This window comes from Janthinobacterium sp. UMAB-60, from assembly GCF_900095235.1.
Taxonomy (GTDB): domain Bacteria; phylum Pseudomonadota; class Gammaproteobacteria; order Burkholderiales; family Burkholderiaceae_D; genus Janthinobacterium.
Genome location: NZ_LT607497.1, coordinates 122,206 through 142,934, shown reverse-complemented (window position 1 = coordinate 142,934; position 20,729 = coordinate 122,206). Strand labels below are relative to the sequence as shown.

Annotated in this window: 18 protein-coding genes; 4 read left to right on the top strand and 14 right to left on the bottom strand. The window is 63.5% G+C overall.

Annotated features, from left to right (window positions below):
- Positions 1-3 precede the first annotated feature (3 nt).
- From K0F86_RS22985 to K0F86_RS22930, 12 genes are all read right to left on the bottom strand, one after another.
- Entirely contained in the window at positions 4-2,295 is a 2,292-nt protein-coding gene (locus K0F86_RS22985) for a hybrid sensor histidine kinase/response regulator (RefSeq protein WP_219136471.1), read from the bottom strand.
- A complete protein-coding gene (locus tag K0F86_RS22980) occupies positions 2,292-2,978 on the bottom strand; it encodes a chemotaxis protein CheW (RefSeq protein ID WP_219136470.1) in 687 nt (228 codons plus the stop codon). Before K0F86_RS22980 ends, K0F86_RS22985 begins: the two co-directional genes overlap by 4 nt.
- A gap of 9 nt (positions 2,979-2,987) precedes the next feature.
- A complete protein-coding gene (locus K0F86_RS22975) occupies positions 2,988-4,223 on the bottom strand; it encodes a protein-glutamate O-methyltransferase CheR (RefSeq protein ID WP_219136469.1) in 1,236 nt (411 codons plus the stop codon).
- Complete coding sequence (locus K0F86_RS22970) at positions 4,220-4,675, bottom strand: chemotaxis protein CheW (RefSeq protein WP_219136468.1); 456 nt, start codon at positions 4,673-4,675, stop codon at positions 4,220-4,222. The genes K0F86_RS22975 and K0F86_RS22970 overlap by 4 nt, the downstream gene beginning before the upstream one ends.
- A gap of 4 nt (positions 4,676-4,679) precedes the next feature.
- On the bottom strand, positions 4,680-6,491 hold the full coding sequence (locus K0F86_RS22965) for a methyl-accepting chemotaxis protein (RefSeq protein ID WP_219136467.1): 1,812 nt from the start codon (positions 6,489-6,491) through the stop codon (positions 4,680-4,682).
- Positions 6,492-6,677: 186 nt separating this feature from the next.
- Positions 6,678-7,913, bottom strand: a complete 1,236-nt coding sequence (locus K0F86_RS22960) for an argininosuccinate synthase (protein ID WP_071078781.1) — start codon at positions 7,911-7,913, stop codon at positions 6,678-6,680.
- 69 nt (positions 7,914-7,982) lie between these two features.
- On the bottom strand, positions 7,983-8,903 hold the full coding sequence (gene argF, locus K0F86_RS22955; RefSeq protein WP_219136466.1) for an ornithine carbamoyltransferase: 921 nt from the start codon (positions 8,901-8,903) through the stop codon (positions 7,983-7,985).
- A 237-nt stretch (positions 8,904-9,140) separates the two neighbouring features.
- The gene (locus tag K0F86_RS22950; RefSeq protein WP_257572319.1) at positions 9,141-11,990 is read right to left on the bottom strand and encodes an ATP-binding protein; all 2,850 of its coding nucleotides are present in this window, start codon (positions 11,988-11,990) and stop codon (positions 9,141-9,143) included.
- Between the two features lie 180 nt (positions 11,991-12,170).
- Positions 12,171-12,626: a hypothetical protein gene (locus tag K0F86_RS22945; RefSeq protein ID WP_219136464.1), complete on the bottom strand. Its 456-nt coding sequence runs from the start codon at positions 12,624-12,626 to the stop codon at positions 12,171-12,173.
- A 267-nt stretch (positions 12,627-12,893) separates the two neighbouring features.
- Positions 12,894-13,799 carry a ribosome small subunit-dependent GTPase A gene (gene rsgA, locus K0F86_RS22940; protein WP_096234426.1) on the bottom strand — a complete coding sequence of 302 codons (906 nt, stop codon included), beginning with the start codon at positions 13,797-13,799 and terminating at the stop codon, positions 12,894-12,896.
- Positions 13,796-14,161 carry a 4a-hydroxytetrahydrobiopterin dehydratase gene (locus K0F86_RS22935; protein ID WP_219136463.1) on the bottom strand — a complete coding sequence of 122 codons (366 nt, stop codon included), beginning with the start codon at positions 14,159-14,161 and terminating at the stop codon, positions 13,796-13,798. The genes rsgA and K0F86_RS22935 overlap by 4 nt, the downstream gene beginning before the upstream one ends.
- Entirely contained in the window at positions 14,158-15,438 is a 1,281-nt protein-coding gene (locus K0F86_RS22930) for a M48 family metallopeptidase (protein WP_219136462.1), read from the bottom strand. Before K0F86_RS22930 ends, K0F86_RS22935 begins: the two co-directional genes overlap by 4 nt.
- 56 nt (positions 15,439-15,494) lie before the next feature.
- On the opposite strand from K0F86_RS22930, the gene orn reads away from it, so the two are divergent.
- Complete coding sequence (gene orn / locus K0F86_RS22925) at positions 15,495-16,103, top strand: oligoribonuclease (protein WP_180338396.1); 609 nt, start codon at positions 15,495-15,497, stop codon at positions 16,101-16,103.
- A gap of 140 nt (positions 16,104-16,243) precedes the next feature.
- On the opposite strand, the gene K0F86_RS22920 is transcribed toward orn, so the two are convergent.
- Both K0F86_RS22920 and gcvA read right to left on the bottom strand, forming a co-directional pair.
- Entirely contained in the window at positions 16,244-16,606 is a 363-nt protein-coding gene (locus tag K0F86_RS22920; protein WP_219136461.1) for a hypothetical protein, read from the bottom strand.
- Entirely contained in the window at positions 16,603-17,547 is a 945-nt protein-coding gene (gcvA, locus tag K0F86_RS22915; protein WP_219136460.1) for a transcriptional regulator GcvA, read from the bottom strand. The genes K0F86_RS22920 and gcvA overlap by 4 nt, the downstream gene beginning before the upstream one ends.
- Before the next feature lie 311 nt (positions 17,548-17,858).
- Between gcvA and K0F86_RS22910 the strand changes: the two genes are divergently transcribed.
- From K0F86_RS22910 to K0F86_RS22900, 3 genes are all read left to right on the top strand, one after another.
- Entirely contained in the window at positions 17,859-18,758 is a 900-nt protein-coding gene (locus tag K0F86_RS22910; RefSeq protein WP_219136459.1) for a DMT family transporter, read from the top strand.
- A 193-nt stretch (positions 18,759-18,951) separates the two neighbouring features.
- Positions 18,952-20,046: a hemin-degrading factor gene (locus K0F86_RS22905; protein WP_219136458.1), complete on the top strand. Its 1,095-nt coding sequence runs from the start codon at positions 18,952-18,954 to the stop codon at positions 20,044-20,046.
- Complete coding sequence (locus K0F86_RS22900) at positions 20,034-20,273, top strand: hypothetical protein (RefSeq protein ID WP_219136457.1); 240 nt, start codon at positions 20,034-20,036, stop codon at positions 20,271-20,273. The genes K0F86_RS22905 and K0F86_RS22900 overlap by 13 nt, the downstream gene beginning before the upstream one ends.
- The last annotated feature ends 456 nt before the right edge of the window (positions 20,274-20,729 follow it).

Here is a 20,729-nt window from a genome sequence, read left to right as displayed (position 1 = left end):
GACTCATAAGCTGGCATCTCCTATCAGGTCGGCCACCGCGTCGAGCAAGGTCTCGTCGTGGAAGCTGCCTTTGGTCAGATAATAATCGGCGCCGGCGGACAGGCCGCGCGCGCGGTCTTCCGGGCGGTCCTTGTACGAGACGATCATCACCGGCAGCTTGTGCAGGTGCAGGTCCTTCTTGATCAGCGAAACGAGCTCGATGCCATCCATGCGCGGCATGTCCACGTCGGTGATCACCAGGTCGTATTCTCCGCTGCGCACCACGTTCCAGCCGTCGATGCCGTCGATGGCCACGTCGACCTCGAAGCCGCGCGCCAGCAGCAACTTGCGCTCCATCTCGCGCACCGTCAGCGAATCGTCGACGACGAGGATGCGCTTGGCGCGGCGCTGCTGCGCGTGGCCCGCCTGCGCCAGCTGGTGCAGGCCGCCCTCGTGCAGCAGTTTGTCGATCGACAGCAGCAAATCGGGCACGTCGAGGATCAGCACCGGCTCGCCGTCGTCGAGCAGGGCGGCGGCGGAAATGTCGCGCATCTTGCCGAAGATCGGATCGATGGCCTGCACCGCCAGGCTTTGCTCGCCGCGGATGGCGTCGACCACCAGCGCATAGCTCTGCTTGCCGCGTCCGATCACCACCACCGGCAAATCGTCGGCGCTGCCGGGCGTTTCGCCCAGCTCCAGCACCTGCGCCGCCGACACCAGGCCCAGATGCTCGCCCTTGAGTTCAAAGAATTGCTTGTTTTCCAGGGTATGGATGGCCGCTTGCGGCACGCGCACTACGCTTTCCACCTTGACGATGGGGATGGCGTAGGCCTCGCCCTGGATGTCGATCACCAGCGCGCGCACGATCGACTGCGTCAGCGGCAGGGTAATCAGGGCGCGAAAACCCCGCCCCGGCTCCGATTCCAGGCGCACCGTGCCGTTTTGCTGGCGTATCGTCTCGTGCACGATATCGAGGCCCACGCCGCGTCCGGACAACTGGTTGGCCGTCGCTTTCAGGCTGAAGGCGGGCAGGAACAGGAATTCCAGCAGCTCGCCCGGCGACAGCGCGGCGGCCATGGCGGGGCTGGCCATCTTGCGCTCGATGACGGACTGGCGGATTTTTTCCAGGTCGACGCCGCGCCCGTCGTCGCTGATCTCGATGCTCAGCATGCCGGCGCGGTGGCGCGCTTCCATGCGTATCGTGCCCATTGCTTCCTTGCCCGCGTCGATGCGCTCGTACGGGCCTTCCATGCCATGGTCGATGGCATTCCTCAGCATGTGGTTCAGCGGGCTTTCGATCTTCGCCAGGATGTCGCGGTCGACCAGCGTGTCTTCGCCGTCGATCTCCAGCTGCACTTCCTTGCCCAGGCTGCGCGCCAGGTCGCGCACCATGCGGGGAAACGCATGGATGCCGTCGCGGAAAGGACGCATGCGCAGGGCCAGCACTTCGTCGACCATGCCCTGCGAGACGGCCAGCAGGCGCCGCTCATAGGTTTCGATGTCGGCGATGTGCTCGAGCATGAACTGCTTCAGCGGCTGCGTCTTGTGCAGCGCCAGCAAGGACTTTTCCATCAGGCCCGGATCGCCCGAGCGGGCAATGGCCTCATGCAGGTGTTCGATGGCGGAAAACAGACTGCTCTGGTTGCGCTTGAAGCGCTGCAGCGCGCCGATGAACGGGTGCATCTGGTGCGCATTGATGCGCGATTCGCTGGCCAGCGACAGCAGTTTGTCGAAGTTCTGCGCCTGGGTCTTGGCTGGCGCCGCACCGGTACGCGGCGCCGGGGCTGCCGTTTCCGCTTCCTCTCCCGCCAGGCCGCTGGCCACGGGGGCCTGTGGTTCTGCCGCTTCCGGCGGCAAGGGAGCTGGCGCGGGCGCCGAGGGCAGGGCTGGCAGCTCCGGCAACTCGGCGATGCCGGCGATGGCGTTCAGGGTCTGGTTGATCTGCGTCGCGTTGGCGGCCAGCCACGCTTCGGCGCCCGCATCGTCCAGGCGTGACAGTTGCACGATCAGGTCGACGCCCGACAGCAGCACGTCGACCCGCTCCGGCGTGAGTTTCAAGCGGCCATGCTGGGCGGCGACAAAGCTGTCTTCCATGCCGTGCGCCAGTTGCACCACCACTTGCAGGCCGACGATGGCGGCGGCGCCCTTGATCGAGTGCGCCGCGCGCATCATCGATTCGACGGCGGCCGCGTCGCCCGCATGGCGCTCCATGGCCAGCAAGCCATCGGTGAGAATCTGGGTCTGGCTGTCCGCCTCCATGCGGAACAGGTCCAGCATGGAAAAGGCACTCAGGTCGCCGTACTGGTCCTGGCTCATCGTAATAGTCTCGCAAGTTGAAAGCCGATCAGCGCCGTGTCGAGGCAGCCGATGCGCATGTCGCCCTCGGTGATGACACAAGACAGGAAGCGCGACAGGCCCTTGTTGATGGTGGCCGCAGGCGTTTGCACGCTGCCCGACGCGTAGCGCACGATGCCGTGCAGGTCGGCCACGGGCAGGGCATAGGCTTGCTCTTCCCAGCGCATCAGCAGCAGGCGCGCAAACGTGTGGCGGCCGCGGGCCGCGGGCGCACCCTGTTCGTCGATGCCCAGCAAACTGGCCAGCGACATGCACGGATACAGCTTGCCGCCGATATTGACGATGCCAGACAGGCCGCGCCCGCTGCGGTGCGGCAGCACGTGCGGCTTCGCCTGCGGCGCCACGGCGTCGAACACGCGCGTGGGCAGCGCCAGCCATTCGCGGCCGATGCGAAACACCAGCGCCGAGCTGTCGCGCACTTCGCCGCCCGCATCGACCTGGCGGAAGTGGCTGGCCCAGTCGCGCCGGTAGTGTTCATCCACGGGCCGCTGCAGGTTGCGCTGGGCGGCGCCCGCATACACGTCGCAGTTGCGGCAATGGACGTTGGCGGGCAGTTTGGGACAGCTCTGGTCGCCGACCACGCCGATATGGTTCCAGCAGTCGTCGATGCTGGCGAGGGACTCGGTGGCGATGAGATTGGTCATGCGTGCCCCTTAGTTGGACGCCTGGCGGCGCTGGTAGATGCGCGCCGCGCGCGCCTTCAGGGTGGTGGCGGCCGTGTGGTTGCCATTGCGTTCTGCCAGCAAGGACAGGTGGCACAGCGCCTCGTAATGGTCCGGTTGCAAATAGATGCAGCGGCGCCAGTAGTCGTCGGCCAGGTCCATCTTGCCGGCCAGTTCATTGATCATGCCCAGCATGAAATACGCTTCCGCCGCTTCGGGTACGCGGGCCAGGTGGGCGTGGCATTTTTCGCCCGCTTCGCGCAACTGGCCACGGTCGGCCAGCAGGCGCGCCTCGGCCAGCAGATCCGCCGGTGGCTGCGGCGCCTGCACCGGTACGGGGCGCGGACGCGCCGCCGGAGCAGGGGCGGCGCGGGCCGGCGCGGGCCGTGGCGCGGGCGGCACGCTGCGCAGCGCGCGCGTCGGCGGCGGCAAGGCGGCCACCTGGATCACGGCGGCCGGTGGCGTGGCTTCCTTTTTCAGCGCGAAGGCCTGGCGGAACTGCAGCGTCGCAAAGCCATTCTGGCAGAACGAGGGCACTTCCGCATAGCCGGCCAGCAGCATGCCGTCGTCGGCCAGCAGGGCGGACAGATTGGCGATGGCCGCGCGCGTGGTCGGCTTGTCGAAATAAATCAGCAAGTTGCGGCAGAAGATGACGTCGTAATGGCGGCTGTAGGTAGCGGTATCGAACTGCAGCAGGTTGCCCTGCCTGAAGGTCACCTGTTCGCGCAGGGCGTCGATGAGGCGGTAGGCGTCATCGGCCACGTGCGTGAAATACCGTTCGCGGAAGGCCACGTCCTGCGCGCGGAAGGCGTTGCGGCCATAGATTCCTGCCTGCGCCCGCTCGATGCAGCCGGGACTGAGGTCATACGCATCGATGCTGAACGCCTGTTTCGGCACGCCGCCGTCGCGCAGCGCCATGGCCATCGAATACGGTTCCTCGCCGCCCGCGCACGGAATCGAGAGGATGCGCGTGGCGCGCCCGCGCGCCCAGCGTTCCTGCACCAGTTCGACGGTGGCGTAAAACGCCTGCGGATCGCGGAACAGCCACGATTCGGGCACCACCACCAGTTCGATCAATTGGGTCATTTCGGCCGGCGTGAGCGCCCGCAGGTAGGCTTCGCTGTCGCTGAAGCCCGTCTGCTCCATGCGCTGGCCGACGGCCCGTTCGGCCACGGCTTTGGAGACGGACAGGCCGGTCGCGCGGCGCAGCAGGGTTTGCGCCGTCATGCCGCGCTCGCGTCTTGAAACAGCAGCGCGCGCACGTCGGGCGGCAGCAGGTGTGCCAGTTCGACCAGTTGCACGATGCCGTCGGCGTCGCTGGCCACCTGGCCCAGGAACGGCGCCGTCGCCACGCCGCTGTCTTCAAGCCCTTGCGGGTCGATGTCGGCGATGCCGCGCACCTGCGAGGTCATCAAGCCCAGCGCATGCGTGGCGCCGCCAGGCGTGCGGTAGTCGACGATGACGATGCGCGTGTCGAACTGCGCGGCGGCGGCCGGCAGCCCGGCCAGGCGCGACAGGTCGATCACGGGCACGGGCGTGCCGTGCAAGTCCATCAGGCCGGCCACATAGTCTGGCGTGAGCGGCAACTGTTTCAGTTCCAGCAGCGGCAAGACGCGCACGATGCCGGCCAGGGGCAGGCCATAGCGGTCGCGTCCGATGTGAAAGAGCAGCACTTTCATGGGGTCAGATGGTGACGGCGAAAGTCGAGACGCTCGACTGCAGGTCGCCCGCCGCATATTGCAGCTGGTGCACCGCCTCGCTGGTGGCTTTCAAGGATTCCACCGTTTGCTGGGTGGCGTCGTTGAGCTGCATCATGGTGTCGGAAATCTGCGACGCGCCTATCGCTTGCGACTGCATGCCTTGCAGCACGGCGTCGAATTGCGGCGTGAGTTTCTGCACCTGGTCCATCACGGACGACAGCTGCTCGGCCACTTGCCGCACTTCGCCCACGCTGCGTCGAATTTCCTCAGAGAATTTATCCATGCCCATCACGCTGGCCGACACGGCCGATTGCATTTCCTTGAGCATTTGCTCGATATCCCAGGTGGACACAGAGGTCTGGTCGGCCAGGCGGCGAATTTCCGTGGCCACCACGGAGAAGCCGCGGCCCGCTTCGCCCGCTTTTTCCGCCTCGATGGCGGCGTTCAGCGAGAGGATATTGGTCTGGTCGGCCACCTTGGTGATGGTGATCAGGACGCTATTGATATTGCTGGCCTTTTCCGACAGGGCGGCCAGCTTGGCGTTGATGGAATCGGTGGCCGAGACCATGTGCTGCATGGTCGAATCCATGCGTTTGAGGTTGTTTTGCGCTTCGGCCGTGGCATTCGTCGTGTAGTCGGCCACGGCCGTGGCGTCTTCCATGGTTTTGAGTAACTGGCTCGTGTTGGCCGAAATTTCCTTGGTGGTGCTGAGAATTTCCACGCTGGTTTGCGCCTGCTCGATGCCGGTCGCTTCCTGCTGGCGTGCCGAGGCGGCGATTTCCGTGGCCGACGTCGTCACCTGGATGCCGGCCTTTTGCACATTGTTGAGCAGGCTGCGCAGGTTTTCGAACATCTTCGCCAGGCCGTTGCCCAGCTGGCCGATGGCATCGCTGCCCGTGATGCTGACCTTGCCCGTCAGGTCGCCCGAGGCGGCTTTTGAGACCACTTCCAGCAGCGAATCGACCTTGGCCCGCAAGCTGTTGGTCGCCGCCAGTTCATTGGCCTGGTTGTCCTGGATGGTTTGCGCCATGCGGTTGAATTCTTCCGTTACCTTGCCCAGCTCGTCGCGCGAGAGGATGGCGGCGCGCGCGTTCTGTTCGCCGGCGGCGATGCGCCCGACGGCATCCGTCAGGTTGTTCAGCGGACCGAGGATGGAACGGCCCAGCAGATAGGAAATGCCCAGCGCCAGCACGACGCACAGCAGGCCGCCCAGCGCCAGGGTCAGCAGCATGGTTTCCTGCAGCCTGGCGGTGGTGGCCGTGCGTTCGGCCAGCAAACGGCTTTCTTCGGCCGCCACTTCGTCGAGCAGCTTGTTGGCTTGCGCAACGGCCGGGTAGCCGGTCGGCGGCATGCTGCGCGCCACCGCTTCCGTGGCACCCGGGCCATTGCCCAGCGCGCGGCGTTTTTCGATCAGCGGATTGATCCAGTCCTTGACCCAGGTCGTGGTCAGCTGGTCGATCTTGCGGAAGCGTTCCGACTGCTGCTTGTTGTCGACCGTCATGGCGATGGCTTTTTGCGTATGCTGGTTCAGCACTGCCGTCTCGTCCGTTTCCGGCGTCAGCGAGGCTTCATTGCCGGTCAGGATGAAACCGCGCACTTCCACCTGGATTTGCAGGATGGAATTGTGGATCTTGTCGATCTCGACCAGCACGTCCATCGTGTGGCGGTCCCATGCATTGGCTTCCGACAGGCGCGAAAAGCTGTTGTAGGCGACGCCCAGCAGGATCAGGATGATGGCCACGATGGAGCCGAAGCCCAGGTACAGTTTATTCTTGATACTCAGGTCTTTGAACATGGGGGCTCCGGAAGCGGGAAGTTTCGACTAAATTGCACTGTAGCATTTTGCCACGGGGACAGCAAAACGGGGGGGGATACGGGAGTTGCAGGGCCGTAAATCGCGGCCGAGTGCGTTTCAGACGTAAAAAAGCCGCCCGTGGGCGGCTTTCGCTTGGCGCGGGAGGCGGTGCCTCCCGGTAAGCAATTATTTCTGGCCGCGTTTTTCGCGGGCGATGGCGGCGATGCGCATGCGCAAGGCGTTCAGTTTGATGAAGCCGCCGGCGTCGGCCTGGTTGTAGGCGCCGCCGTCTTCGTCGAAGGTGGCGATGTTCATGTCGAACAGCGAATCCGTTTTCGAATCGCGCGAGACGACGATGACATTGCCTTTGTACAGCTTGATGCGTACCCAGCCGTTCACGGTTTCCTGCGTGTGGTCGATCAGGGTTTGCAGGGCAACGCGCTCGGGCGCCCACCAGTAGCCGTTGTAGATCATCGACGCGTAGCGCGGCATCAGGTCATCTTTCAGGTGGGCCACTTCGCGGTCCAGGGTGATCGATTCGATGGCGCGGTGGGCTTTGAGCATGATGGTGCCGCCCGGGGTTTCATAGCAGCCGCGCGATTTCATGCCGACGTAGCGGTTTTCCACCAGGTCCAGGCGTCCCACGCCATGCTTGCCGCCAACTTTGTTCAGTTCGGCCAGTACGGTGGCGGGTGACATGCGCACGCCGTTGATGGCGACGATGTCGCCTTTTTCGTATTCGATGTCCAGATATTCCGCTTCGTCCGGCGCCTTTTCAGGGCTGACGGTCCAGCGCCACATGCTTTCTTCCGCTTCGGCGCTCGGGTTTTCCAGGTGACGGCCTTCAAAGCTGATGTGCAGCAAGTTGGCGTCCATCGAGTACGGCGCGCCGCCGTTCTTGTGCTTCATGTCGATGTCGATGCCGGCGTCTTCCGCGTACTTCAGCAGCTTTTCGCGCGACAGCAGATCCCACTCGCGCCATGGGGCGATGATTTTCACGCCAGGTTTGAGCGCGTAGGCGCCCAGTTCGAAACGCACCTGGTCGTTGCCCTTGCCGGTCGCGCCGTGCGAGATGGCGTCGGCGCCGGTGGCGTTGGCGATTTCGATCAGGCGCTTGGCGATCAGCGGGCGGGCGATCGAGGTGCCCAGCAGGTATTCGCCTTCGTACACGGTGTTGGCGCGGAACATCGGGAAGACGAAATCGCGCACGAATTCTTCGCGTACGTCTTCGATATGGATGTTTTCCGGCTTGATGCCGAATTTGATGGCCTTGGCGCGCGCCGGTTCCAGTTCTTCGCCCTGGCCCAGGTCGGCCGTGAAGGTGACGATTTCGCACTGGTAGTTATCTTGCAGCCATTTCAGGATGACGGAGGTGTCGAGTCCGCCGGAATAGGCCAGGACTACTTTTTTAATGTCGCTCATATTGCTTCCAGTTGTCGTTGTCGATGTATGTATTGCGATGCTGCCAGAATGCTTGCAGTGCCTGGCGAATTAGTTGATTTTACCCAGTAACAGGTATTCGATCAGCGCTTTTTGCACGTGCAGACGGTTTTCCGCCTCGTCCCACACCACCGATTGCGGGCCGTCGATCACCTCGGCGGCCACTTCCTCGCCGCGGTGGGCGGGCAGGCAGTGCATGAACAGGGCGTCGGGCGCGGCGCGGGCCATCTTCGCGCCATCGACGATCCAGCCGTCGAAGGCGGCAATGCGGGCCGCGTTTTCCGCTTCGTAACCCATGCTGGTCCACACGTCTGTGTTGACCAGGTGCGCGCCTGCACAGGCGTCGGACGGGTCGGCGAAGAAGGTGTAGCGCTCGGTCTTGACTTGCGACAAGTCGATGTCGTAGCCCTGCGGCGTCGATACATTGACGTGGAAGCCGAACACTTCGGCCGCCTGCAGCCACGAGTACAGCATGTTGTTGGCGTCGCCGATCCAGGCGACGACCTTGCCGGCGATCGAGCCGCGGTGTTCGATATAGGTGAAGATGTCGGCAAACACCTGGCACGGGTGGTGTTCATTGGTCAGGCCATTGATCACCGGCACGCGCGAATTGGCGGCGAAACGCTCGATGATTTCCTGGCCGAAGGTACGCACCATGATGATGTCGCACATGCGCGACATGACCTGGCCCGCGTCTTCCACCGGCTCGCCGCGGCCCAGCTGGGAATCGCGCGTGTTCAGGTAGATGGCGGCGCCGCCCAGCTGGTGCATGCCGGCCTCGAACGACAATCGCGTGCGGGTGGAGTTCTTTTCAAAGACCATCACCAGGGTGCGGTCGATCAGTGGATGGTAGATTTCGTAATTTTTGAACTTGCGCTTGATCAGATGGGCGCGTTCGATCACATATTCGTACTCTTCCAACGTGAAATCGGAGAACTGGAGGTAGTGCTTGATCGGTTTTTTTATCGACATAATGACCACTTGAAGATGCGCAGGCCGCCGGCGGCGTGCCTTTCCCGCCGGGTTGCATCAGCGTACAACATCTCGTCTGATGACTGCCTCGCCCGGCGCGCTGCTGTGTTGATCGGTGCCCGTGCCTGTTTGTCGCGCGGGTCGATGCGGTTTGCCAAGTTGTAAATCATGCAATGGCAGGGACTTCAGCCATTCAATTATAAGGGTTTTGCTTTTAGATTGGAAAGACTGGCCGGCTCAATAGATGTTGGCCGGGGTGGCCGCATCGATCTGTGGCGCCAGCAGCGGCAGATCGAGCGTGAAACGCGTACCGGAGGAGCTGCTGGCCACCTGGATGGTGCCGCCCAGCAAGGCCGTGACGATGTTGTAGCTGATCGACAAACCGAGGCCGCTGCCACCCTGGCCCAGCTTGGTAGTAAAGAAGGGGTCGAAGATGCGCGACAGATGCTGTTCGGCGATGCCGCCGCCATTGTCTTCGAAGACGATCCGCACGCGCGCCCCATCGGGCGTGGCGGACAGGCGCATGCAGCCCGCGCCGGCGCCGCCATCGTTGGGCGCGGGAGCGAACGCGTGCAGCAGGGCGTTGTTGATCAGGTTGGTGATCACCTGGCCGAACGGGCCCGGATAGCTGTCCATGGCGATGCCGAATGCGATGTCCGTCTCGATGCGGTGGCCCGAGCTGCGGATGCGGTTCATGACGGTGGCGATGATTTCATTGCTCACCTGTTGCAGGTCAAACTGGCGCCGCTGTTCGGTGGTGCGGTCGACGGCCACCTGCTTGAAGCTGTTGACCAGGTCGGCCGCACTGTGCAGGCCGCGCATCACCAGCGCCGACGCCTTGGCGGCATCCTCGATGTAGGCGGCCAGGTCGGAGCGGCGCAGGCCGGGGCCGTTCATCAGGCGTTCCACGTCTTCCGTCTTTTGCTGCATGGTGCTGGCGATTAATAAACTGTTGCCGATCGGGGTATTGAGTTCATGCGCGACGCCGGCCATCAGGGAGCCGAGGGCAGCGAGTTTTTCCTGCGACACCAGTTGCGCCTGGGCATCTTGCAGCTGCCGGTAGGCGCTGGCATTGTCGAGTGCGATGGCGCCATACGCGCACAGGGTGCGGAAGATCAGCCGCTCGCGTTCGCCGTAGGCATGGGCATCGCAAGCCTGCACCGTCATCACGCCCAGCACGCGCTCGCCCACCGTCAGGGGCACGTACAGCACGCTCTGGTTATGCAGGGTGCCGGGCACCGTGTAGGCGTGGCGCTTGGGCGGTACCTGGTCGATATACACTTCGCGCCGGCCCAGCAGGCAGCGCACGGAGTAGGCGCGCGGGTTGCTCAGGGGAATGGCGTTGTCGGGCAGGGGACGGCCCGCCTCGATGCCGTGCGCGCGGCGCAGCGCCGTGCCCGCCGCGTCGAGCATGTAAACGGCGAAGGTGTTGACTGGCAGCAAGGCATGCACGTGGCGGTCGAGCACCTGGAACACGGCGCTGGCGTCCAGGTGGGTGGTGATTTCCTGGCCGATGGCCGACAGCCGTTCCAGCGTGTCGCTGGTCTGTTGCAGCACTTCGGCGCGGCGCGCTTCGGAGGCGGCCAGTTCGCGGTGGTGATAGCCTTCCGAGCGCGCATGTTCCGTCTGGTGGTAGACCTGCATGGCGGTGGCGCGGTTGCTGGCCTGCTGGGTGTGGCTTTTTTCGCGCGCCACGCCCGCATCGAGCGCGATATCGTAGGCGCGCGCATAGTCGCCCGCATGCGCGTATTCGCGCGCCAGCGCATCGAGCAGTTCGCCGGGCGGCACATAGCCGTCGATGGAAGAGGCTACCTGCAGCGCCTGGTGCAGGAAATGCAGGGCCGGATTGCGTTCCTGCATGCCTGCCGGCGGCGGTAGCTCGTGGCGCGCATGCAGCATGGACAAGACGCGCAGCGCCGCCACCTGGTGCATGGCGTCACCCTGCGCCGTGGCCAGCTGCCGCGCCCGCTCGGCCGCCTGCAATGCTTCGTCCGGGCGGTCCAGGTAAGACAGCGCGTGGGCGCTGCCGCGCTGGGCCATGCTGCGGAAATCGGCCTGGCCCAGCGCTTCGGCGCGTTGCGCCAGGCGGCTGAAGGCGTCGAGCGCCGTGTCGTAGTCGCCCTTGTCCAGGCTCAGTTCGCCCAGATGGAACAGCGCGTTGGCATACGTGCGCGCACCCGACATAGGGGCCAGGATGTGCAGCGCTTCGCGCAGCAAGTCTTCGGCGGTGGCCAGGCGTCCCAGCTTGCGCATGGTTTCGGCCGTATGCGTCTGGCAGGCGCCGATGCTGCGCGGCCAGCCGGTGGGGCGCGCCAGGTCCAGCGCGCACTGCATCCATTCGAGGGCCGATTCGTTGTCGTTAAGGCTGGAGAAACAGTCACCGATATTGATGGCGGCCGTGATGGCGCCGCGCAGCTGGCCGCTTTCCAGCGCCGCTTCATAGCTTTGCATGTAGTGGCCGGCGGCCGCGCCCAGGTCGCGCGACGTATGCGCCAGCAAGCCACGGAAGTCATGCACCCAGGCGGCCAGCGGCGCGGGCAGCTTGCCGCTGGCGCCGTCGGCCTGGAAGTGGCCGCCCCAGCGCGCCTGCGCGGCTGGCGCATCGCGCAACACGGCCCAGCGCGCCGAGGCCGCGTCGGCCAGGCTGGCGCGCATCGCATCGCCGGCGCCGCGCGCTTGCTGCGCCGCGGCCAGCAGTTCGGCATCGCAACGGGCATGGTCGCCCCGGTCGACGGCGATCGACGACAGCAGCCAGTGGGCGTCGGTGCAGCCGACGGCGTCGCCGTGCGCGTCGCAGGTGGCGCGTGCCGCCATGGCCAGGCTTTCCGCGGAGTCGAGCGCGCCTTGCAGCCACGCTACTTCCGCCTGCACCAGTTGCAGGCGCGCGCGCGCCTGTTCCAGTGCTGCCGCTTCCTGGCCGCCCAGCGGCAGCAGCAGCAGCGCTTCCTCGCTCAGCGCAATTGCTCTGGTGCAATCACGCTGGCGCAAATGCCAGGACAGCAACAGCAGCAGCGGTACGCGCCCGGCGCCGCGCAACGGCAGCAATGCGCTTTCCCACTGCGCTACGTCATGTTCGAGCGCGAACATTTCCATTCAAGCATTCTCCCTGCAAACAGTAGCACCAGCCTGCGACCGCACAGGCCATGTGTCATCGCATTGTAAGCTGCATTCAGGGGAATTGTTCAGTGCGCCTGTCAGAATTATTCATCCGGCATGGCGCCACCGGCGGGGCGATTTGCCCCCGGCATTCGATGCCGGCCCCGGCGCTTAGCGCGACACGAGGCGGATGCTGTCGCTGCCAGCGGCGGTGCTGGCGCTGCGCATGTCGGCACGTAGGCGCAAGCCGGGCAGGAGCTGGGCGTCGTCGATCACCACATGCTCGCCTTCATTGCTGAAGACGAAGGTCGCGCCCTTTTTGCTGACAAACTGGCCGGGCCCGGTGGGATAGATTTCCACGCTGGGCTTTGCCCGCCATTCACGGTCGTCGATCAGGCGGCCAAAGAAATGGTTGCCCTGCTGCTGGACTTCCAGCCGTTGTCCATTCGACAGGCGGTATTGCTGCTCGATCTCGAGGGCTTCCTGTGCCGTGACGTGATAGTAGGAGCCAGAGGTCACACGCACGCTGTCAGCGGTTTGCGGTGCTGCGGCGGTTTGCGCCTGGGCCGTGCCGCCGGCAAGGGCGAAGATAGCGGCGAGGAGGGGGAGTAAACGTTTGGTATGCATGACATTCACCTTCGATCAGGATGACAGGATTGGTTAGAGTTAGATCGTGTGGTCGCTGGCGGGTTTCCGGCAGGGACTGGTGTCAAGTTAGCAAACGCACCTGGCCGTCGCCAGTGGCAGGCGATGGAAGGCAGGTTTGACGCGCTGAAATGCCTGAAACGGCGGATGAACGGTTTTGGGATTAAAGTCGGAAGGCGGGCTCGGCAGCGAAATTAAATTTTGCCTGCCGAGGTTTTATTGCTGCTTTGTTTGTGCTGCCGCGTATGGTTAATACAGCGTCTGCGCCGATTCGTGCAGCAGTTGGCCATACAGGGTGTGGCGCATCTTGGCGATCTTGCCTTCAGACAATGCTTGCAGGATGGCGCACTGCGGTTCGATCAGGTGGCGGCAGTTATAGAACTTGCAGCCACCCAGGTAGGGCTGGAATTCGCGGAAGGCGCGCTCCAGCATGCCTTCGGACAAGTGGTACAGGCCGAATTCCTGGAAGCCGGGCGAATCGATGATGGAGCTGTTGGCGCCCAGTTCATCGAGCTTGTACAGCCGTGTAAAGGTCGTCGTGTGCTTGCCCGTGTCGAGCGCGGCCGAGATTTCGCGCACGGCGATGTCCGCGTCCGGCACCAAGAGGTTGATCAGCGACGATTTGCCCATGCCCGACTGGCCGATCAGGATCGACGACTGGCCCGCCAGCAGCGGCGCCAGGGTGGCCACGGCGTGCTCGGGTTCGGCGCGCGCCGACACTTCATCGACGGGATAGCCCATCGAGGAATACGGCAGCAGGCGTTCGCGCGCGCGCTCCAGCGAGGCGGTCACGTCCGTTTTATTCAGGATGATGCGCGCCGCGATGCCGGCCGCGTCGGCCGCCACCAGCGAGCGCGAGATCAGGTCGTCGGCAAAGCCCGGTTCCGTCGCCACGACGATGAACAGCTGCGTCAAATTGGCTGCCAGCAACTTCGATTTGTACTGGTCCGAGCGATACAGCAGGGTCTTGCGTTCCTCGATGCGGTCGATGACGGCCTGGTCGTTGGAGGTGCGCGTCAGGTGCACGATGTCGCCCACGGCCACATTGGTTTTCTTGCCGCGCGTTACGCATTGCAGCTTGGCGCCATCCACGTCGGCCAGGTAGTGGCGGCCGTGAGCGGCGATGATGATACCCGTCAACTTGCCTTCACTCATGGCGCCACCTGGCTGCTCTGGTAAATGAGATCGGCCTTGGCGGCGCAGATGAAGTCGTTTTCGGACAGGCCGCCGGCGCCCTGGTTGACCGAGTGCGTGTCGTAGCGCACGGCGCAGGTTTTGTAAGTAATGATGAGCTCCGGATGGTGGTCTTGCGTATGGGTCATATAGGCCAGGGCGTTCACGAACGCCAGGGTCTGGTAGTAATTCTTGAAGCCGAAGTCGCGGCACAGCTTGCCATTTTGCAGCGACCACCGGGGCAGCAGGGCGTGCAGGGTGGCGATGTCCGTGTCGCCCAGCGCCTGCTGGCGTGGCGAGCAACTCAGTTGGGCCAGGTCTTGCGAAGTCGATGGCGTATTCATGTCGTAGCTCCTTTCAGGTGGCGGATGCGCACGCTGGCCGGCGGGTGGCTATCGTAAAAGGCCGAGTGCAGCGGGTCGGGCGTCAGGGTCGACGCATTGTCTTCATACATTTTCACGAGGGCCGAGACCAGGTCGTCCGCCTGCGTGTGCGTGGCGGCAAAGGCATCGGCTTCGAATTCGTGCTTGCGCGAGCTGAGCGAGGTCAGCGGTCCCAGCAGGAAAGTGAAGACGGGCAAGGCCAGCATGAACAGCAGCAGCGCCAGCGCGTCCGTCGGCTGGCCCGTCAGTGCCAGGGTGACGGGATCGATGCCCAGGCCCGCGTAAAACCATGGCTGTGTCTTCAGGAAGCCCAGCAGCGCCAGAAAGCCCAGCGAGATGACGAACATTACGGCGATGCGCTTGACGATGTGCTTGAGCTTGAAGTGACCCAGTTCATGCGCCAGCACGGCTTCGATTTCCTGCGGCGCCAGGCGCGACAGCAGGGTGTCGAAGAAGACGATGCGCTTGTTGGCGCCGAAACCCGAGAAATACGCGTTGCCATGGGCGCTGCGCTTCGAGCCGTCCATGACGAACAAGCCTTTCGAAGCGAAACCGACGCGCTGCATCAAGCCTTCGATGCGGCTTTTCAAGGATTCGTCGGCCAGCGGCGTGAATTTGTTGAACAGCGGTTGAATAAAGTTCGGATAGATGATCATCATCAGCAAGGAGAATGCGCTCCAGACGATCCAGGCATAGAACCACCACAGGTCGCCACTTTTCGCCATCAAGACAAGAATGACCCAGAGCAGCGGCAGGCCAAGTACCGCCGTGATGCCTATGTTCTTGAGCAAGTCAGTGAAAAACAGGCTCTTGCTCATCATGTTGAAGCCAAAACGTTGCTCCAGCACAAACTGCTGGTAGTACTCGAATGGCAGGTCGATCAGGCCGGAAATGACGGCAAAGGCGGCGATCAGGCCGATCTGGTACAGCATGGGCGAGCCCGGCCCCATCCATTCATTCAGGGACAGCGCCAGCCACTGCAAGCCGCCCAGCAAGGTAAATCCGATCAGCACGGCATAGTTGACCAGCAAGGTCAGCAAGCCGAACTTGGTCTTGGCCACCGTGTAGTCGGCCGCCTTCTGGTGCGCGGCCAGCGGGATTTTTTCCGCGAATTCGGGTGGGACTGCGGCGCGGTGCGCCAGCACGTGACGGATCTGCCGCGAAGCGAGCCAGAAGCGCACGGCGAGGGTCAAAACGAGGACGGATACAAACAAAATCGAAAACGCGAGTGAATACATTCTGTGCCTGTGAGAAAATGGCTGATTATTTAGTTTGATTAGGCCAAGAGAGAATTATGTCACAAGCGACCGACTTAACTGCACCCACCTCCGCATCCACCCCTGCACCTGCGGTGCCGGCACGTCCAAACGAGATGAACCTGGTCTGGGTCGACATGGAAATGACGGGCCTGGAGCCCGATACCGACCGCATCATCGAGGTGGCGGTGGTGGTGACGGACATGCACTTGAACCTGCTGGCCGAAGGCCCCGTGTTCGTGATCCACCAGTCGGATGAAACCCTGAACAAGATGGATGCCTGGAACAAGGGCACGCACGGCCGCTCCGGCCTGATCGACAAGGTGAAAGCGTCGACCGTGACGGAAGCGCAGGCGGAAGCGGAACTGATCGCGTTCCTGAAGAAATACGTACCGGCAGGCAAATCGCCCATGTGCGGCAATACCATCGGCCAGGACCGCCGTTTCATGGTGCGCGGCATGCCGAAGCTGGAAGCATTCTTCCACTATCGCAATGTTGATGTATCGACACTCAAAGAGCTGTGCAAGCGCTGGAAGCCGGAAATCGCCACCGGTTTCAAGAAACACCAGAAGCACACGGCGCTGGCCGATATTCTCGAGTCGATCGAAGAACTGAAGTACTACCGCGAGCATTTCATTAAATTGTAATGGTGTTGTCGGGTTACGCGCGTTGCGCTAACCCGACCTACCTGCTTCGCTTGCTTTCCGGGTGTTGTCGGGTTACGCGCGACGCGCTAACCCGACCTACGGGTCATTGCAACCGCTGGCGCAGGTCGGCGTAGGTCGGGTTAGCGCCTTGGCGCGTAACCCGACACATCCACCTCAAAGGCAAGGCTGTGCCAATCCCCATCCTCATCCTGCCATTCCAGCGCAAACGCTCCCGTTTGCCGTAAAGCCGTGATCCAGCGCACTTCGCCCGGCGGGCGGAAATATTCCACGCACTGGCCGAACGGCTGTCCCAGCCGGCACAGCACCAAGCCCTCGCCCGCCACGGCGCACCATTGCTCATGGATATCGATCAAGGCCACGGCCGGGTCGCCATAGAATTCGCCCAGGCTGGCTTGCCGGCCATCGGCGGCCATCACCTTGGTCAGTTCGTATTCGTGCTGGACAATATAGTCGGCGCTGCGCGCCAGTTCTCTGTTCGTCATGCGCTCTCCACGGTGGGCCAGACGGTTTCCTGGTCGGCGCGCGCCTCGGCGATCAGCCATTCGCAGAATGCATGCACGAGGGGCCGCGTTTCCGCCTGGGGCGAGCGCAGCAGGTAGTAGCAGTGGGGGCCGCGCACCGCGTGTTCGAACACGCGCACCAGGCGGCCCGATCTTAAATCGTCGCCGATCAGGGGGCTGGCCGCAATGGCCACGCCCTGGCCGCTGGCGGCCGCGTCCAGGCATAAATACGTGTGCGAAAAGCGCGCGCCGCTGTTGCCGCTATTGCCGCTGTAATGCACGCCGCAGCTGTGCAGCCAGCGCGTCCAGTCGATTTCGCCGGGCAGGTGCACTTCCGGCTCGTCGTGCAGCAGCGGATAGCGCAGCAGGTCGGCGGGCTGGCGCAGGCTGGCCGCGTTGGCGCGAAAGCCGGGGCTGCAGACGGCGGAAAACCATTCTTCCATCAATAAATCCACTTTCAGGCCCGGATAGCGGCCCGGTCCCAGGCGGATGGCCACGTCCACGCCGTCGCGCGCCAGGTCGACCGGGTGCATCGAGGCCAGCACGCGCAGTTCGATCTGCGGGTAGCGGTCGCGCAGCCGTCCCAGACGCGGCATCAGCCAGCGCGAGACGAGCGAGCTGGTGGCTGTCACCGTCACCACCTTGTCATCGCCCTGGCGCCGCGCCTGCTCGGAGACGTCGGCCAGCTGGTTGAGTATCGGCCCCAGCGAGGCTGCATAGCGCTGGCCGGCGCTGGTGAGCACCACGCCGCGCGGCATGCGCTGGAACAGCACCACGCCCAGCCACGCTTCCAGCTGTTTCACGTGGTGGCCGATGGCGCCGGCCGAGACGTGCAATTCTTCGCCCGCGCGCTGGAAGCCTTCATGGCGGGCGGCCGCCTCGAAGGCGTGCAGGGCGGCGAGTGGTGGCAAGGGACGGGACATGGCAGTCTTCAAGGGAATTGAGCCTCAGTAATATTCGGCCTATCCGTGAAGAATATTGGTTTGTTTCATTTTGCGCAAGCGAATATGATGCCGTCATCGCGTGAAGTGACCCGCAATAGGATTCACGCATGCACATCTCCCGGCCTGGCTGGGCATTTATATTTACAACGTTACAACGCCTGGGAAAACCGTCGCGAGCGGCAGTGATTTGTGGCTGAGAAGCGCAACCGTACTTCAGTACGGTGAGCATCGCCGGCCGCAAAGCGCGACGCGCAGCAGGTTTACCCTGGCGTACTCATAGAGGTTTAGTCATGTCTGATCGCCGCGCCGTTGCGCTGGTGTTGCTGTCGGCCGCCGGTTTCGGCAGTTCCGCAGTGTTTGCCAAGGCGGCCTATGCGTCCGGGGTCAACCCGTCGACCATGCTGGCCTTGCGTTTCGTCATCGCCGCCATGCTGTTGCTGCCGCTCGTGTGGCTCGGTGGCTGGCGCTTGCCGCGCGGCCGCCTGCTGGCCGGCTATATGCTGATGGGCCTGATGTACACGGCCCAGTCGCAAGGTTATTTCAATGCCCTCATGTATGCCAGCAGCGGCCTGTGCGGCATGTTGCTGTATGTGTATCCCGTGCTGGTCACCATCCTCGCGCTGGCGCTGGGCTGGGAAAAGCTGGACCGCCGCATGCTGGTGCTGATGGCGCTGGCGATCGCCGGCATGGCCATCACCCTGGGCGGCAAGCTGCAGGGCCAGCCCATCGGCATCGCGCTGGCGCTGATGGCGGCCGGCGTGTACGCCGTGTACATCCTGTTTGGCAACAGCCTGTCGAAAAGCCGCGAGAATATTCACCCATTGGCCGCCTGCGTGGTGATCCTGGGCACGGCTGGCCTGTCGAATACTGCGATTGCCCTATGGCAAGGCGTGGCCTTGCCGGGCACGGCGACGGGCTGGCTGGCCGTCAGCGCCATCGCCCTGTTCTCGACGGCGATCGCGATTGCCGCCTTCTTTGCCGGCGTGGCGCAAATCGGCGCGGCCAAGGCATCCATCATTTCCACGTTTGAACCTGTGATCACGATGGCGTTTGGCGTGACCATGCTGAAAGAAACCGTGAGCGGCACGCAATTGCTGGGCGGCGCCATGGTGCTGGCCGCCGTGGTCTTGCTGGCGCAGCGTCCGTCGCCCAAGGCGGCGGCCATGCCGGCCGTGCAGGCCAGCGCCTGATCCTGTTTTCCTGAACTGATCGGCTGTATCGATCGGTCTCCTTTGGCGCCGCGACGGGTTTCCTGTCGCGGCGCTTTTTTTATGCGCGCACAAATAAGACTTGATTGCGAATGATTCTCATTTATAATTAACGTCAATTTCCCCACCACCAGCCAGCCCATGCCAGCCAGTGTTCGCCTTGAAAGGAGACACCGTGTCGAGCACGTTCCCCATTTGCAATACCGAGCTGGTCGCCAGTGAATTTGCCCGCCTGCGCCGCGAAAAGAAGGCCCGCCACCGCGACATCGCCGAGGAGCTGGGCATAGCCGAAGGCGAGCTGATCGCCGCGCATGCGGGCCTGTCGCTGGACGATGGCGCCTTGCTGGGCGCCGAGCGCCTGCAGGCCGACTGGCCCGCCATCGTCCAGGCGCTGGAGCCGCTGGGCGAAGTCATGGCGCTGACGCGCAACGCCTCGTGCGTGCATGAAAAGACGGGCGTCTATCGCAAGGCCAGTCACAACAACCATGTGGGCCTGGTGCTCGGTGGCGACATCGACTTGCGCGTGTTTTACCGCCACTGGGCGCATGGCTTTGCCGTTCGGGAGATGGGTGAGAAGGAAGTGCAGCGCAGCCTGCAATTTTTCGATGCGGCCGGCCATGCCGTGCACAAGATTTTCCTCAAGCCGCAAAGCGACCTGGCCGCCTACGACGCGCTGGTGGCGCATTTTGCTGACGCGGACCAGGCGGCCGGCATCGCCGTGACGGCGCCGGTGGCGCCGCCAGCGGAATTGCCCGACGCGCAGATCGACGTGGCCGGCTTTCGCGCCGCCTGGGCCGACTTGCGCGACACGCATGAGTTTTTCACCGTGCTGAAAAAATATGCGGTCTCGCGCCTGCAGGGCCTGCGCCTGGCCGAGGCGCGCTTCGTGCAGCAGATCGACAAATCCTGCGTGCTCGATCTGCTCAACGATGCCGCCCTCGAAAAGGTCTCCATCATGGCCTTCGTCGGCAATGCCGGCATGATCCAGATCCATTCGGGCCCCGTGCACAAGATCGCCGTGATGGGGCCGTGGATCAATGTCCTCGATGCGCGCTTCAACCTGCATTTGCGCGAAGACCATATCGCCAGCGCCTGGGTGGTGAAAAAGCCGACCGTCGACGGCCTGGTGACGTCCGTGGAACTGTTCGACGCGAAGGGCGACACCATCGTCATGTTCTTCGGCGAACGCAAGCCGGGCGTGCATGAATTGTGCGAATGGCGCCATATCGTCGACAGAGTGGCGCAGGAGGGCGAACTATGCGCCGCATGATCGCCGCCAGCGTGGCGCGCCGCATCGCGCTGAAAAAGATGGGGAGCGTGAGTGCAGGCACTGGCCTCAGCCTGCAGCATACGCACGATGAGCCGCCGCGTGCTCGCCGCGTGGCTGGCCCGCAAGTCGCGCAGCTTGCCGCCTTAGGCGCCGAAAAACACCTCGCTGGCGCACAGGCTGAAGGTGTGTTCCAGGTGGCTGCGGGTCGGCTCAGCGCCCGGAGGTGAAGACGGCGTGCGCCTGCTTCACAAGGGTGCGGCTGATGGCCGGCGCGCTTCCTGCAGTGGCAATGCCGATCTTGAGGCCGGACGGACGTCAGGGGAATTAGTCTTTTGCTCGCCTCATCGGTACTGTCTTCACAAGTCTGCAATGCCAGCAAACTTTCGGCTAATAATTTTTTGGATAGCTTAAGCTCATCCTCGGTGACAACGCGTTCATTTTCTGCCATGGAAAGTGCTTGAGCCGGGATTGCTTGTGGTGGCGCTATTTCTTCGTTCGTCACGATGACATTCTTTAAACGCGGAGCGGCGGACGGGGGTGGTATCTCTGTGAAGCTTGCGGCAGGCTCTGTCTCTGTAACCAGGCTCTTTGCCGAGGGGGCTTCCGTATCCGTTCGTGGGCCGAACGCTACAAAACCGATGATGGAGTAGCCCATGCCGGAGCGGCCTATACTTGAGAAGCCA

Bases quoted from the DNA above. Each gene is read 5' to 3' on its own strand.
- K0F86_RS22985 (WP_219136471.1), bottom strand. From the start codon at position 2,295: ATGAGCCAGGACCAGTACGGCGACCTGAGTGCCTTTTCCATGCTGGAC.
- K0F86_RS22980 (WP_219136470.1), bottom strand. From the start codon at position 2,978: ATGACCAATCTCATCGCCACCGAGTCCCTCGCCAGCATCGACGACTGC.
- K0F86_RS22975 (WP_219136469.1), bottom strand. From the start codon at position 4,223: ATGACGGCGCAAACCCTGCTGCGCCGCGCGACCGGCCTGTCCGTCTCC.
- K0F86_RS22970 (WP_219136468.1), bottom strand. From the start codon at position 4,675: ATGAAAGTGCTGCTCTTTCACATCGGACGCGACCGCTATGGCCTGCCC.
- K0F86_RS22965 (WP_219136467.1), bottom strand. From the start codon at position 6,491: ATGTTCAAAGACCTGAGTATCAAGAATAAACTGTACCTGGGCTTCGGC.
- K0F86_RS22960 (WP_071078781.1), bottom strand. From the start codon at position 7,913: ATGAGCGACATTAAAAAAGTAGTCCTGGCCTATTCCGGCGGACTCGAC.
- argF (WP_219136466.1), bottom strand. From the start codon at position 8,903: ATGTCGATAAAAAAACCGATCAAGCACTACCTCCAGTTCTCCGATTTC.
- K0F86_RS22950 (WP_257572319.1), bottom strand. From the start codon at position 11,990: ATGTTCGCGCTCGAACATGACGTAGCGCAGTGGGAAAGCGCATTGCTG.
- K0F86_RS22945 (WP_219136464.1), bottom strand. From the start codon at position 12,626: ATGCATACCAAACGTTTACTCCCCCTCCTCGCCGCTATCTTCGCCCTT.
- rsgA (WP_096234426.1), bottom strand. From the start codon at position 13,799: ATGAGTGAAGGCAAGTTGACGGGTATCATCATCGCCGCTCACGGCCGC.
- K0F86_RS22935 (WP_219136463.1), bottom strand. From the start codon at position 14,161: ATGAATACGCCATCGACTTCGCAAGACCTGGCCCAACTGAGTTGCTCG.
- K0F86_RS22930 (WP_219136462.1), bottom strand. From the start codon at position 15,438: ATGTATTCACTCGCGTTTTCGATTTTGTTTGTATCCGTCCTCGTTTTG.
- orn (WP_180338396.1), top strand. From the start codon at position 15,495: ATGTCACAAGCGACCGACTTAACTGCACCCACCTCCGCATCCACCCCT.
- K0F86_RS22920 (WP_219136461.1), bottom strand. From the start codon at position 16,606: ATGACGAACAGAGAACTGGCGCGCAGCGCCGACTATATTGTCCAGCAC.
- gcvA (WP_219136460.1), bottom strand. From the start codon at position 17,547: ATGTCCCGTCCCTTGCCACCACTCGCCGCCCTGCACGCCTTCGAGGCG.
- K0F86_RS22910 (WP_219136459.1), top strand. From the start codon at position 17,859: ATGTCTGATCGCCGCGCCGTTGCGCTGGTGTTGCTGTCGGCCGCCGGT.
- K0F86_RS22900 (WP_219136457.1), top strand. From the start codon at position 20,034: ATGCGCCGCATGATCGCCGCCAGCGTGGCGCGCCGCATCGCGCTGAAA.